The organism is Corynebacterium sp. 1103A (assembly GCF_055700955.1).
The window spans coordinates 293,710-306,687 of record NZ_JASTTF010000002.1 but is presented as its reverse complement, the minus strand read 5'-3'; the positions used below and the strand labels follow the sequence as shown (position 1 = coordinate 306,687).

15 protein-coding genes and 1 pseudogene are annotated in these 12,978 nt (G+C 65.8%); 6 read left to right on the top strand and 10 right to left on the bottom strand.

Annotation, left to right across the window (positions count from 1 at the left end; all coding sequences use genetic code 11):
• The first annotated feature begins 35 nt into the window (after positions 1-35).
• A complete protein-coding gene (locus QQS52_RS03025; protein ID WP_472772506.1) occupies positions 36-290 on the top strand; it encodes a helix-turn-helix domain-containing protein in 255 nt (84 codons plus the stop codon).
• Positions 291-317: 27 nt separating this feature from the next.
• Here QQS52_RS03025 and QQS52_RS03020 read toward each other — a convergent pair whose 3' ends face one another.
• On the bottom strand, positions 318-596 hold the full coding sequence (locus QQS52_RS03020) for a hypothetical protein (protein WP_472772505.1): 279 nt from the start codon (positions 594-596) through the stop codon (positions 318-320).
• 308 nt (positions 597-904) lie between these two features.
• Between QQS52_RS03020 and QQS52_RS03015 the strand changes: the two genes are divergently transcribed.
• Positions 905-1,159: a DUF4229 domain-containing protein gene (locus QQS52_RS03015; RefSeq protein WP_472772549.1), complete on the top strand. Its 255-nt coding sequence runs from the start codon at positions 905-907 to the stop codon at positions 1,157-1,159.
• Here QQS52_RS03015 and QQS52_RS03010 read toward each other — a convergent pair.
• Together QQS52_RS03010 and QQS52_RS03005 are read right to left on the bottom strand one after the other, a co-directional pair.
• The gene (locus tag QQS52_RS03010; protein ID WP_290224564.1) at positions 1,156-2,055 is read right to left on the bottom strand and encodes an AEC family transporter; all 900 of its coding nucleotides are present in this window, start codon (positions 2,053-2,055) and stop codon (positions 1,156-1,158) included. The two genes, QQS52_RS03015 and QQS52_RS03010, sit on opposite strands and share 4 nt — an antisense overlap.
• 35 nt (positions 2,056-2,090) lie before the next feature.
• Positions 2,091-2,987: a 1,4-dihydroxy-2-naphthoate polyprenyltransferase gene (locus tag QQS52_RS03005; protein WP_472772504.1), complete on the bottom strand. Its 897-nt coding sequence runs from the start codon at positions 2,985-2,987 to the stop codon at positions 2,091-2,093.
• A 197-nt stretch (positions 2,988-3,184) separates the two neighbouring features.
• Between QQS52_RS03005 and QQS52_RS03000 the strand changes: the two genes are divergently transcribed.
• Positions 3,185-4,621: an ATP-binding protein gene (locus QQS52_RS03000; protein ID WP_472772503.1), complete on the top strand. Its 1,437-nt coding sequence runs from the start codon at positions 3,185-3,187 to the stop codon at positions 4,619-4,621.
• 117 nt (positions 4,622-4,738) lie between these two features.
• Here QQS52_RS03000 and QQS52_RS02995 read toward each other — a convergent pair whose 3' ends face one another.
• From QQS52_RS02995 to QQS52_RS02980, 4 genes are read right to left on the bottom strand one after another with little or no spacing between them, the layout of a single operon-like run.
• Complete coding sequence (locus QQS52_RS02995; protein ID WP_472772502.1) at positions 4,739-5,584, bottom strand: metal ABC transporter permease; 846 nt, start codon at positions 5,582-5,584, stop codon at positions 4,739-4,741.
• Positions 5,581-6,453 carry a metal ABC transporter permease gene (locus tag QQS52_RS02990; RefSeq protein ID WP_472772501.1) on the bottom strand — a complete coding sequence of 291 codons (873 nt, stop codon included), beginning with the start codon at positions 6,451-6,453 and terminating at the stop codon, positions 5,581-5,583. Before QQS52_RS02990 ends, QQS52_RS02995 begins: the two co-directional genes overlap by 4 nt.
• Complete coding sequence (locus QQS52_RS02985; RefSeq protein ID WP_472772500.1) at positions 6,450-7,217, bottom strand: metal ABC transporter ATP-binding protein; 768 nt, start codon at positions 7,215-7,217, stop codon at positions 6,450-6,452. Before QQS52_RS02985 ends, QQS52_RS02990 begins: the two co-directional genes overlap by 4 nt.
• Before the next feature lies 1 nt (position 7,218).
• Positions 7,219-8,169 carry a metal ABC transporter substrate-binding protein gene (locus QQS52_RS02980; RefSeq protein WP_472772499.1) on the bottom strand — a complete coding sequence of 317 codons (951 nt, stop codon included), beginning with the start codon at positions 8,167-8,169 and terminating at the stop codon, positions 7,219-7,221.
• A 119-nt stretch (positions 8,170-8,288) separates the two neighbouring features.
• Here QQS52_RS02980 and QQS52_RS02975 point away from each other — a divergent pair, with 119 nt between their 5' ends.
• Together QQS52_RS02975 and QQS52_RS02970 are read left to right on the top strand one after the other, a co-directional pair.
• The gene (locus QQS52_RS02975) at positions 8,289-8,975 is read left to right on the top strand and encodes a metal-dependent transcriptional regulator (RefSeq protein ID WP_472772498.1); all 687 of its coding nucleotides are present in this window, start codon (positions 8,289-8,291) and stop codon (positions 8,973-8,975) included.
• 11 nt (positions 8,976-8,986) lie between these two features.
• Positions 8,987-9,922: an aldo/keto reductase gene (locus QQS52_RS02970; protein ID WP_472772497.1), complete on the top strand. Its 936-nt coding sequence runs from the start codon at positions 8,987-8,989 to the stop codon at positions 9,920-9,922.
• A gap of 15 nt (positions 9,923-9,937) precedes the next feature.
• Here QQS52_RS02970 and QQS52_RS02965 read toward each other — a convergent pair.
• The 3 genes and pseudogenes from QQS52_RS02965 to QQS52_RS02955 form a co-directional block, all read right to left on the bottom strand.
• Positions 9,938-10,279 (bottom strand): annotated as a pseudogene (locus tag QQS52_RS02965) (DUF418 domain-containing protein).
• Between the two features lie 477 nt (positions 10,280-10,756).
• Positions 10,757-11,908, bottom strand: a complete 1,152-nt coding sequence (menE, locus tag QQS52_RS02960; protein ID WP_472772496.1) for an o-succinylbenzoate--CoA ligase — start codon at positions 11,906-11,908, stop codon at positions 10,757-10,759.
• 11 nt (positions 11,909-11,919) lie between these two features.
• Entirely contained in the window at positions 11,920-12,339 is a 420-nt protein-coding gene (locus QQS52_RS02955; RefSeq protein ID WP_472772495.1) for a DoxX family protein, read from the bottom strand.
• Positions 12,340-12,561: 222 nt separating this feature from the next.
• Here QQS52_RS02955 and QQS52_RS02950 point away from each other — a divergent pair, with 222 nt between their 5' ends.
• Positions 12,562-12,978 carry a 3-hydroxyacyl-CoA dehydrogenase family protein gene (locus QQS52_RS02950; RefSeq protein WP_472772494.1) on the top strand — a complete coding sequence of 139 codons (417 nt, stop codon included), beginning with the start codon at positions 12,562-12,564 and terminating at the stop codon, positions 12,976-12,978.

Below are 12,978 nucleotides of genomic sequence, written 5' to 3'. Positions count from 1 at the left end.
ACTACTGCCGCGATTGGTGGCGGGAGGACTACCGAATGGAAAACCGCACTCGTAACAAGCCCGGCAAGCCGGCCGGGGACAACCCGCAGCTGCTGCACTTGGGCGAGTACCTGGCCCGGTGCCGCCGGGAGCGCGGCATCCTGCAGCAAAAGCTCGCCGAGGACGCGGGCGTGTCCCGCTCGACGCTGCACACCATCGAGCACGGCGGCACGGGCGTGCGGTGGGAAAAGGTCGCGGCCGTGGCCCAGGCGCTGGGCCTGGAGCTCACGTTCAAAGACCAGTCCGAGTAGCCCGGGCCCACACCGGGCCTAAGGGGCTTAAGATTCGTCCTGCGGGGGCTGCTGCCGGCGCTGGCGTTCCTGCTGGCGGCGCTGCTCGGCCTCACGAGCCTCTCGCGCGCGGCGCTCCTTGAAGCGCTGCTTTTCAATGTTCCACAGGAACTCTTCGTCATCATCCGGGCCCTTGATCTGCTTGGGGCTTGGGGTGCGGTTATCCGCCTGGATTTCGGAGCGCTTGCCCCACGTGCCGGGGCCGAAGGCCTTCCAGACTAGGATGACGGCGGCAACGATGAGGAGGAGAAGGATGAGGCGTCCCATGCCCTCCATAGTACTTAACCAAAAATTAACCGACTAGCTTAGGCGAAGGTAAAATGTCTGACGTGTCAGCCCACGATAACGAAGCCCAGAACCGCCCCGCGGCGGCCCCGGAATCGACCCCGGAATCGACTCCTAAGTCGGCCCCGGCTCACGATGCCACCCCGGCCGCCCCGGCCAGCCCGGCATCGCCGACAACCCCGGCCGGTGCCGCCCGGCCTGCCGATGCGGCCACTGCTGGCGTGGGGGAGCGGGGCGAGCACGAGCCGCCCAAGCCCGACCCGGAGCTGCGCTCTGCCTCGCGCAAGGCGATGGCCAAGTACGGCCTGGCCCGCCTGGTTCTCTTCCTGGTCCTGACGGTGGTCATCCAGGGCCTGGCCATGCTCATTGGCGCCCCGGTGCCGCTGATCTTCTCCGCGCTGTTGGCCCTGTTCTTAGCGCTGCCGCTGTCGATGCTCATCTTTACCAAGTGGCGGCTTGAGGCCACGAACTCGCTGGCCGAGTACTCCCGCCAGCGCAAGGCCCACAAGGCTTGGGTCCAGCGCGAGCTGGCCGGCCGTAACTAGCGGCCGAAGAGGAAGGCTATCACCAGCATCACCGGCAGCGCGGCGAAGGTGGTCAGGAAGACGACGTCGCGGGCGACGGTCTGGCCACGCTGGAAGGTGGCTGCGTAGTTGTAGACCTGCTGGGCCGTGGGCAGCGCGCAGAGGATAACGGCGGCGTAGGTGGCGTCGGCGCTCAGGCCGAAGATGCTCGCCAGGCCGAAGGCCGCCAGCGGCATGCCCACCAGCTTCAGCAGCGTCGCGGTCGCGGTGGGGCGGCGCGCGGAGGGATCGGAAAGCACCCCGGAGGTCTTCAGGGAGGCGCCGAAGCTCATCAGGATCATGGGGATGGACGCCCCGCCCAGCAGGCCGATGGGCTCCATGATGGGCGCGGGGATTTCCCAGCCGCGCCAGGCCACGATAAAGCCCAGGAAGCTGGCTACCACCATGGGGGAGAGCAGCCCGGTCTTGATCCCGCCCAGCAGGGACTTGCCGCCCAGCGCGCCCAGGATGAGCGGGGTGAACAGGACCATCTGGATGAAGACGACGGGGATGGCATACGTGGAATCGCCCAGCACGTAGGTGCTCACCGGCAGGCCGATGTTGACGGAGTTGAAGTAGCTGGCCGCGGCCGCGCCGGAGGCGATATCCGGCAGGGACTGGCGGAAGTGCAGGGCCGCGTAGACGGCAGCGACCACCACGGTCGCCCCGATGACCACCAGGATGACCGGGGAGAAGACCACCCCGGGATCCGAGCGCGCCACGGAGTGGAAGAGCAAAGCCGGGGTCGCGGCGTAGAAAGCCACCCGGTTGAACATCAGGCGCTCGCGGTCGGAACCGATGACCCCGCGCACGGCGAGCACCCAGCCGACGAAGATGACGGCCAGGATGATGGCGAACCCGGTGATAACCCCTAGCATCTAGCGCGCCCTTTCCTGCAGTCGGTGGTTGTTGCTTAGACGATGACCAGCGCGATGGCTACGACCACGGCCCAGATGAGCATGGCCCGGCCGGCCATGCCGAGGACCGGGATGAGCTCCCGGCCCTGGGCGCCGCGGTTGACGGTGCGCACCGCGCCGAGCGCGAACGGGAAGTAGACCAGGCCCAGCAGCGCCAGCCAGGAGTCGAAGGCGATGCCGATGGTCAGCAGTACCGGCAACAGCAGGAGCACGGTAAACAGCAGGCGGGCGCGCTCGTTGCCCAGGGTGACGGCCAAGGTGATCTTGCCGGTGGCGGCGTCCGAGGGGATATCCCGGATGTTGTTGGCCAGATTGACCGCGGAGCTCATCGCGCCCACGCCCACGGCCAGGGCGAGGCCGGTCCAGGAGATGCGGCCGGCCTGGGTGAACTCGGTGCCCAGCACGGCCACCAGGCCGAAGAAGAGGAAGACGGCGACCTCGCCGAGTCCGCGGTAGCCGTAGGGGTTCTTGCCGCCGGTATAAAACCATGCGCCGGCGATGCACAGCGCGCCGACGAGGATGAACCACCAGGCACCCGCCCACAGGGACAGGATGATGCCGGCGACGCCGGCCACGGCGAAGCAGCCGAAGGCGGCGTACTTGACGTGGGCGGGCTTGGCGAGCCCGCCGCCGGTGAGCCGCTGCGGGCCGGAGCGGTCATCGTCGGTGCCCCGGATGCCGTCGGAATAGTCGTTGGCAAAGTTGACGCCGATGATGAGCGCCCAGGCCACGACGAGCGCGAGCAGGGCCCGCCCGAGGTGGGCCTGGCCCAGCGAGGCGGCCGCGCCGGTGCTGGCGACGACCGGGGCGAAAGCGTTGGCCCAGGTGTGCGGCCGGGCCCCTTCAATCCAATCCGCGCGGGTGGCGGAGTACTTCTTTCCAGCAGCTGACATACAGCCCATTGTGCCACGCGCTCGGTTAGCGCTTTAACTAACTGCCATCCCAGAGCCAGCCGGAATCCCAACCGTTCCTCCCGAAAGCGCTAGTTCCGACCGGTCGAAGTCAACTTCCCACTTAACTTCCCACTCAACTTCCCACAGTGTTATGTTAAGTGGGAAGTTGAGTGGGAAGCTGGCGGAAGCGGGATAGGATGAACGAGAACGAGCTGGCGACTTTAGTCGCGAATCTGCGCCTCATAGGCACTGATGAGCAATCGGTCGAAGTTAAATCTGGCGTGGGTAAGAGCGTCCGCGAGTCTTTAAGTGCGTTGTCTAACGGCGACGGCGGGCTGTTGCTTGTCGGGCTTACTGAAGACTTGGCCTTCCAGCCGATTGAGGGGTTTGATGCGCGAAGGGCTCAAGACCAGCTTGAACAACGCTGCCAGCAGCTAACTCCACCTGTGCGCCCCACAATCGATCTGATTCCCTTCGAGGGAGAGGTAATCCTGGCCGCTAGGATCGAGGCCCTTCCTAGCCGCGATAAGCCTTGCTACGTAACGGACCAAGGGAAATACGGCGGGAGTTATGTGCGCACTGGCGACGGTGACTTACGTTTGACGAACTACGAAATAGATCGTCTTGTGGAAGAGCATGCGCAGCCAAAGTGGGATGAAGAAGCCGTTGTCGAGGCAGGCGTAGAAGATCTGGGTGATGCCCAGTTGTCCAGTTTCCTTGCCTTGCAGGAGAAACGCCGCCCCAAAACCTTCGCTGAGGGGCGTGATCTAGCGCTCAAGAGGTTGCGCATTACGAAGGGCAGCAATCCTACTTTGGCTGCGCTGCTTGTCATGGGCGAATACCCGCAGGAGTTCTACCCCCGACTGACGGCCACCTTTGCTCTTTTTCCTGGTACAGACAAGGCAGAAGTGGCCACTGGACACCGGCTGCTCGACAGCCAGACCATCACGGGAAGTATTCCAGAAATTGTTCAGGCAGGCGTGGCGGCTGTAGAGCGGAACATGCGTACTGGGGCGCTAATTGGAGATGTCTTCCGCACCGATGTCCCGGACTATCCGCCTGTTGCTGTACGGGAGGCCCTCGTCAATGCGTTGATGCACCGCGACTACTCGCCGGCCAGCCTGGGCGCGCCGGTCCAGATCAACATGTTCGTCGACCGGCTGGAAATTACCAGCCCAGGTGGTCTCTACGGCGGGGTATCGGTGCGCACGCTCGGTGCACCAGGAGTTAGCTCCACGAGAAACCAGCGCATTACTACCTTCCTCGAAGATATCCCGCTGCCGGGTGGCGGGGCTGTGGCGGAAAACCGGGGGACAGGAATCCCCACTATTCAACGTTCGCTAGCGGATGCGCTGATGCCCCCGCCGACTTATCTCAACCGAATCGACAGTTTTACGATTACCTTCCACCGGCGGCGAGTGGCCTCTACTGAAAGCTACGGGACCGCCCGTGATCAGGTCCTCGCACACCTGGAAAGCTGCGTATCGGCTTCGACGACTGAGTCTGTACATGCTACGGGGTTGAGTAGAAGTGCAGTCCAGAAGGCGCTAAATGAATTAATTGCTGAAGGCAAGGTGGAGCGGACCGAGCCGACGAGGAGCCCGCGTCAACGTTATCGGCTTGTGTGCCGTTAGTCGGAGATTAGCCGGGTTAACTACTTCCCACTCAGCTTCCCACTTAACTTCCCACAGTGTTATGTTAAGTGGGAAGTTAAATGGGAAGCTGGTGTAGCAGCCAAGTTCTACTGTGTTCTACTGTGCTCGGATGTGGCGTCGGGTGTTCTGCCGGCTGCGCCACGCATAGACACCAAGGGCGGCGGCGAAGACCACGGCGTTGGCTACGGTCATGGCGGCGGAGGTGGCAGCCTGGAGGTGGTAGGCGGCCCAGAAGCCGGCGATGGCCGTGCCGGTTGCCACCAGGCAGGCGAGCCCCAGCATGGGCAGCACGCGGTGGGCTAGCAGCCGGGCGGTGATGGCGGGGAAAACCATGAGCGCGATGACCAGCATGGCGCCGGCGGCGTGGAAGGCCGCGGTGGCGCTGAACGCCACCAGGGCCATGAACGCGGTGTGCAGGCCGCGGCCGCCTATTGCCTGGATGCGGCAGAACTCGGCATCGAAGGAACTAGCCGTCAGCCGCGGGAAAGCCACGGCGACAAAGGCGGCGTTGATGATGAGAACGGTCAGCATGACCCAGAGGTAGTTCGGGTTGGCGAAGACCGCCAGGTTGAGATCCCCCACCAGCACGGTGTGCACGTCCAGGTGGACGTGGCTCATCTTGGTCGAAATCAGGATGGTGCCGAAGGCGAAGAGGGCGGGGAATACCAGGCCCAAGGAGGCGTCGCCGGTGACCAGCTTGGCGCGGCCGAGCCACTCGGTGAGCAGGGCGACGGCCAGCCCGCCGAGCGCGGCGGTCAGCAGGAGCCAGGGGGAGCCGATATCCGCGGTGAACAGGTAGCCCACGGCGATACCGGGCAGGACCGCGTGGCCGATGCCGTCGATGACCATGGACTCGCCCTTCAGCACGACGAAAATCCCGGGGATAGCGCAGGCCAGCGACGTGAGGATGGCCAGCAAACAAGCGGAAAATGCGAGACTCATGCGCGCACCTCCTGGCGGCGGTTAAGGCCCGTGCGGGCGAAGGATACGGCCACGAGGGCGGCCTGGACGAGGACGATGACCGGGCCGGTGGGCAGCGGTCCGTAGGCGATGGAGATGTAGCACCCGACCGCGGCGGCCAGCCCGCCGAAGGCGGCGGACAGGGCGATGAACGGGAGCAGGCGGGTGATCCACTGCCGGGCGGCAGCGGCTGGGGCGATGACCACGGCCACCATCAACACCACGCCGGAGACCTTGACCCCGGAGACCGTGACCACCGTGAGCGCGAGAAAGCTTAACCAGTCCAGCACCCGGACGGGCAGGCCGGCCACCTGTGCAAAGGAGACGTCAAAGACGACGGCAGACTGTTTATCGTGTACCCAAGAAAGAATCAACAATGTGCCGACGCCAATGACGAGTATGAGGCCCACATCGGCGCGCGTGAGGGTGGAGGCATTCCCCAGCAGGTAGTCCTGGATGCCGGCCTTGCCGGGCAGGGGGTGGCGGGAAATGTACTGCATCAACAGCATGCCGAGTGAGAAGAATGTGGTTAAGGTGGCCGCCATGGCCGCGTCCGGGCGCAGCGGGGTGCGGCGTACCAGGGCGTTGATGATCGCCACGGCGAACAACCCGGAAAGCACCGAGCCGACGACGAGCGCCAGCGGGTTACGGCCGTTGAGCCCCAGCATGGTGGCGGCGAGGAAGGCGACGAGCAGGCCGGGCAGGGCGGAGTGCGAAATCGCATCCGCGAGCAGCGACTGGCGCCGCAGGTAGATCAGCGGCCCCAGCGCCCCGGCGCACACGCCCAGGCCCACGGTGCCAACGAGGGCCTGCGTGTAGGTGTAGTTGTCTAAGAGATCGAGCGGGTTCATGCAGGCAGCCCGAACATCTCATTGACCACGGAATCCTGCAGGGCCTCAGCCACCGGGCCGGTGGCCAGCACGCGGCCGTGGCCGAGGGCTACCACGTCGTCGCAGTAGTGGGTGACCTCCGCGAGGTTGTGGTGGACCAGTAGGACCGCGGCGCCGTCGTCGCGCCGGGCGCGGATGATGGACATGATGGCGTCCTGGCTGGCGGCGTCCACGCCGGCGAAGGGCTCGTCCAGGATGAGTAGGTCGGGTTCGTTCACCAGGGTGCGCGCCAGAAGCGTGCGCTGGCGCTGCCCGCCGGACAGTTGCCCGATGGGCATGCGCGCATGGCTATCCATCCCGGTTTCTTGCAGGGCCTTCGTCGCGGCCGCGCGGTCCGCACGGCCGGGCCACTGCCACCAGCGCAGGCGCGGCAGCCGGCCCATGCGCACGACATCGGCCACGGTGGCGGGGAACTTCCAGTCGACGTCCGTGTGCTGGGGCATATAACCCAGCCGCTGGCGGAAGTGGTCGAGGGACTGCCCGTCGAAAGACAGCTCGTCCGCCGCCAGCGGCTTGATCATCCCGGTCAGGGTCTTGACCAGCGTGGACTTGCCCGCGCCGTTGGCGCCGACCAGCCCCGTAATCGCCCCGCGGCGCAGCGCGAAGGAGGCGTCTTCCAGAATTGCGTGCCGGCCGTAGCCGGCGGTCAGGTGGCTGACGCGGAGCATCGCCCGGTCGCAGTCGCTGTTGCTGCGTTCCCGCGGCACCTGGTGAAGTGCGGACATTTTAGGACAGCGCCTCCGCAACGGCCTCGGCGTTGTGCTGGAAGGCGCCCAGGTAGGTATCCGTCGGCGCGGTCGGGCCTAGCGTATCGGCAAAAAGCTCCTGGTCGGAGACGTGAACGTCCCAGCCGCGGGAGTGGACTGCCTCCTTCAGAGAGGTAATGGCCTGCGGATTGGCCTGGTTGTCTTGGAAGATGACCGGCACCTTCTCCTTGGCGATGGTGTCGGCCAGCTCGGAGATCTGCGTTGGCGATAGCGCGGCCTCGGTGGTGACGAAGTCCGTGGCGTGGACCTCGAAAGTGAAGGTCTTGCCGAAGTAGTTGAAGGCGTCGTGACCAGTGATCAGCACGCGCGGGTCGGCGCTCTCGAGCGCCTTTTCGGCTTTCGAGTGGGCGTCGGCGATCTTTTCTTCGTAAGAGTCGGCGGCCTTCTCGTAATCCGCGGCGTTGTCCGCGTCGATTTCGCCGAGCTTGTCGCCGATTTCGTCGACCACCTGGGACCACAGCTGCGGGCTGTTCCAGATGTGCGGGTCGTAGAGCTTTTCGCCCTCTGGGCCCTGTTCCGGCCAGGGCAACAGGTCGCGCTTGTCGAGCTTCTCGCCGACGCCCAGCTGCTTGTCGCCCAGGGACTCGAGCTGGTCGATCATCTGGGCCTCGAGGTGCAGGCCGTTCCACAGGACCAGGTCGGAGTCGCGCATGGCCTCCATGTCCTGGGTGGTGGGCTGGTAGGTGTGCGGGTCGCCGCCCGGGCCGACCATGGTGGTGACCTCGGCGTCCGGGGCGATGTTGTGCACGGCGTCGGCCAGGTAGCCGGTGGTGGCGAAGACGGTCAGGGGTTTGTCCGCGCTGCCCGCCGATCCGGCGGATTCCGCGGAGTCGGACGAGCAGGCGGTCAGGGTGGCAGTCAGGGTAGCCAACGTCAGGGCCGTAACGGCCAGGGAAGTGCGACGTTTCACCGTGGGTGCCACCTCCTTTCAAGAATATGGAAATGAATGTCGATGTTCAACGAGTTGAACTACTAAGACCGTACACAGTGGACCCCGCGCTCTGCAACGAGCTAGCTAAAATAGCCCCCATGCATGTCAGCGATCTGCCCGAACGCACGCAGGACTACCTGAAGATCCTGTGGGACTATGAGGAACGCCACGGCGAGGGCACCCCCATGGCGCTAGGCGAGCTCGCCACCGCACTGCAGCAGAAGCTGCCCACGGCCTCCGAGGCGGTCAAACGCCTGGCCAAGCAGAAGCTCGTGGTCCACGAGCGCTACTTCGGCGTGGGGCTGACCCCGACCGGCCGCGAGCTAGCCGTGGTGATGGCGCGGCGCCACCGCCTGCTAGAGACTTTCCTGGTGCGCACCCTCGGCTACAGCTGGGACGAGGTCCACGCCGAAGCGGATGCCCTGGAGCACGCCACCTCCGATCGCTTCGTGCACGCTATCGATGCCCACCTGGGGCACCCGGTCCGTGACCCGCACGGCGATCCCATCCCGCGCGCCGACGGCAGTTCGGAGCCGCTGTCACCGCAACGCCTCGCCCAGGCAGAACCCGGGGCAGAGGTGATCCTCGAGCAGGTCAACGACAACGACCCGGAGCTGCTGCGCTACCTCGATCGCTTCGCCGTGCACCCGGGAACGGCCGTGCGCGTGGTCGCCGCCCCCATGGCCGGGCTGTTAGAGGTGGAAACCTCCGCCGGGGCCACCTTCACTGTGGCCGAGGGAGTGGCCCAGGAAATGGTCGTCCGGCCGGCGGATAAAGACAGCTAGACTGGGCAGACATGACTTCCCGCGTAGTTTTAGGCTGTACCTCCATGACCCCGCACTCCTACCCGGATTCCCCGCGCCGGGCGGAGATGGTCGACGTCCTGCGCGGCGCGCTGGAGGCCGGGGCGGATACCTTTGACACCTCGGAGATCCAGGGCCCGTTTACCGGCGAGGAACTGCTGGGCGAGGCCCTGGGCGGCCGCGGTACCGTGGTCACCAAATTCGGCTGGGAGATAGAAGACGGCACTCCGACCGGCCGGCTCAACTCCCGTCCGGAGGTCATCCGGGCCAGCGTCGAGGGATCGCTGCGGCGCCTAGGGAGGGACCAATTGGACGTCTGCCTCCAGCACCGCGTGGACCCGCAGGTGCCCATCGAGGAGGTTGCGGGTACTGTTGGCGAGCTCATCCAGGAAGGCAAGGTCGCCCGTTTCGGCCTGTGCGAGGCCGCCCCGGATACCATCCGTCGCGCGCACGCGGAATGCCCGCTAAGAGTTATCCAGCACGAATACTCCCTGTGGACCCGCGGCCCGGAGACCACCGTCCTGCCGGTCGCCCGGGAGCTGGGCCTGGATTTTATGGCCTATTCCCCGCTGGGCAAGGGCTTTTTGGCCGGCTCGGCCCAGCCGAACGATGACTCCTCGTCGCCGCGCCTGCACGCGGAGAACTTCGCGGCCAATAGGCAGCTGGCTCAGGCCCTCTTCGCGCTGGCCGAGGAGTGGGGGATGACCCCGGCGCAGCTCGCGCTTGGCTGGCTGCTAGCCCAGGGCACGGACATCTACCCGGTGGCCGGCAGCACCAACCTGGCGCGCATCCGCGCTAACGCGGCCGCGCAGTCGCTGGACCCGGCCCAGGTCGAGGCCGTCGATGCCGCCGTGGCCGCCCACCCCGTGGCCGGCGCGCGCTACACGGACAAGCACTTGTCGTTTATGGACGCCGGCCTGGAAAACTAAGCCGGCGCTATCGGCCTAGCCGGCGACGGCGGGTACGGGCTGCCGGGTAGCCTCGGTGTTGTCAGGGCCGAGGTGCCGCAGTGCGGCGGCCAAGACCAGCTCGATTGGCCCGCGAGAAAACCTGGACAGCCATAGGCGGCTCAAGGCCACCAGGAAGGCGCAGATGCCCAGGTAGATGCCCAGCACCCACCAGGTCTACCTCCGCCCGGAGATAGCGTGGGTGAGCCCCAGGCCGAAGTCGTAGAAAGGCAGGGACGCCAGGATGTTCTGTAGGATATAGCAGGTCAGAGCCATCCAGCCGACGGCTTGGAGCCAGTGGCCGGCGCGGTAGAGGCGTGGGGATGAGGAACAGGGCAATGCCCATGGCGAACATGAATGGCACCTCCGTAGTGCCTGCTCCAGAAGCTCGCGAGGTGATCCTGGACCTTCTCTCGCTGTGGGCAAGCAGCCCGGCCACGACCACCGCGATGGGACCGTAGCTTATGGGCACGGCGTCAAGTAGGGAAGGAAGTCGACGAGCAACTCGTCTTTCGGGCCGGTGGCGGAGCCGGTGAACCAGTGTCTGACCTCCTGCGCCATGGTGGAGGTGGAGAGCACGGTGTCGAAATCTCGCGCCAGGTTGGCGAAGATTCAGATATTGGTGAGCAAGGTGCCCAGGGTGGCGACGCCGCGCAGGACGTCTAGGGTCGCGATGTGGGACGCCGGCAGTGTCCCGTGTCCTTTATTCATTTAGAGCCGTCTTTCTGCTTCGAACTGACTGAGCAGAAAAGCTCAACGCGGCGGGTGGAAAGTTACTGGGGCTAGCATGCGCGTTGGCCCCGAAGATTCCGCCAACTAACCCTGGAAAAGCTGGATGATTGCCTGCCGATTGACCTTGCCCGGGCCAGTGGTGGGAAGCTCGTCCATCCGGCGCAGATCCTTGGGTAGCTGCCAGCGCGGGGTATCGGCTTCCTCGAGCGCGTCGATGATGTCCCCGCGGGAGGCCCAGCCGGTGTAGGCGGCCACGATGGCCTGGCCCAGCCGCGGGTGGGGGACTCCGACCACGCAGACGTCGTTGACGCCGGGCACGGACTGGATGGCGCGCTCGAGCACCTCAGGGTGCAGCTTCAGCCCGCCCGAGTCGATGATGTTGTCCAGTCGGCCGGTGACCTCCAGCCGGGCGGTCTCGCCCTGGCCGTGGAGGGCGCCGCCGTCGGAGGTGGCGAACCAGCCGGGCCGGGCGAAGGCCGGGTGATCCGGCACGTTGCGGTAGCCGTGGGCGATGGTGGGGCCGCCCAGGTAGATGCGGCCGTTATCCACGGCGACCTGGGTGCCGGGCAGGGCCTGGCCGTTGTAGACGCAGCCGCCAGCGGTCTCAGAGGAGCCGTAGGTGGTCACGACGGCGATGTCCAGGTTGGCCGCGGACTCGGCGAGCTGCGGGTGCAGGGCCGCGCCGCCGACCAGGATGGCGTCAAAGGCGCGCAGCGCCTCGATGCCGGCCAGGGAGTCCAGTGCCTTGCCCAGCTGCATGGGGGTCAGGCCGGTGTAGAGGCGATCCCCGGTGCGGGAGAGTTCTGCGGCGGCGTGGGCGAAGTCGTCCACGTCAAAACCGTTGGTCAGATCCAGGCACCAGGGGTCCACGCCGGCGACGAGCGAGCGGACCAGGACCTGGAGGCCGGCGATGTGGTGGGCGGGCATAGCCAGCAGCCACTGGCCGGGCCCGCCCAGGCGCTGGTGGGTGGCGTCCGCGCTGGCGACCAAGTTGACCGCGGTCAGCTGCGCGCCTTTCGGGGTGCCCGTGGACCCGGAGGTGGGCACCACCAGGGCGATGTCGGCGTCGATGGGCTGGCCGCAGCGCTGGGAATTGGTCAGCACCGTGGTCTTGGCGCGGTCCGTGGCGGGCACGGGCAGAAAAGACTTTTGCCCCGCTATCGCCGCCTCCAGGTCGGGGAGGATGGCGGCGGGCCGGTCGGGGTGGACGGCTAGCGGGGCGAGGAGATGAGTCACGGTCACATAGTTTAGCCGCGGGCGGCGCGTTTGCCGAAGAAGATGCGGTCCAGGGAAATCTGGCCGGCGCCAACGGCGACGAAGGCGAGGGCGGCCGCGGCGATTGCGCCGACGAGCTCCCAGCCGTCACCGTCGATGAACAGGCCGGAGGAGAAGTGGTTGGCGAAGACGCCGGCGCCGATCATCTGCAGGACGACCAGGCCGCTGACCCAGCGGGTGAACAGGCCGGCGATGATGAGGATGCCGCCCACGAATTCGATGACGGCTGCCACGACGGCGGCCAGGCCGGCGGCCGGCACGCCCATGGCGTCGAAGGAGTCGGCGGTGCCGGCAATACCCCACTCGCTGAACTTCTGCCAGCCGTGGCCCATGAGGATGATGCCGAGGGCAATACGGGAAACAAGGAGGGCAATGGAGCTGCTGATTCTCATGGCCAACACTTTACAGTTTAACTAATGTGCTGTCCATTCCAGAGGGAAAATTTGTTGAAAAGTCCGCAAAATCATCGCAGGCACACCAGAATTTATTAAGCGCACGGTTGGGCTTATGACACTTCCGAAGAATATTGGCAACCATCCCGTAGTAGTCATCGGCGCTGGCGTTTGGGCCAGCGCATCTCTTTGATGCTTTCCGTCCGCGGCGGAGTAGTGCACTTGTCCGACCCCGTCTCCCCGGAGGCCCTCGATAAGATCAAGGCCTATATCGACGCCAACCTGGAAAACTACGTGGCCAGCTTCATCGAAATCATGGGCTCCGGCCAGGCCGACCAAGAGCTCTTCGACTTCATGCTGGAGCACATGGCCACCTACGGCCTGCAGGTCGTGCCGGTGTACAAGGAATCCACCGGCTTTGCCATCAACCGCGTTAAGGCCGCCATCAAGCGTGAGGTCCCCACCGTCCTGGGCGAGGGCGTCTCCGATCCGGGGGCTATCGATGCCGCCTTCAAGGAACTGACCCAGGGCCCCGACGCCCCGCTGGAGCTGCTGGACAAGATGGTCGACGATGGCAAGCTCGGCCTAAAGTCCGGCGAGGGCTTCTACCGCTGGGAAAACGGCCAGCCGCAGAAGTAG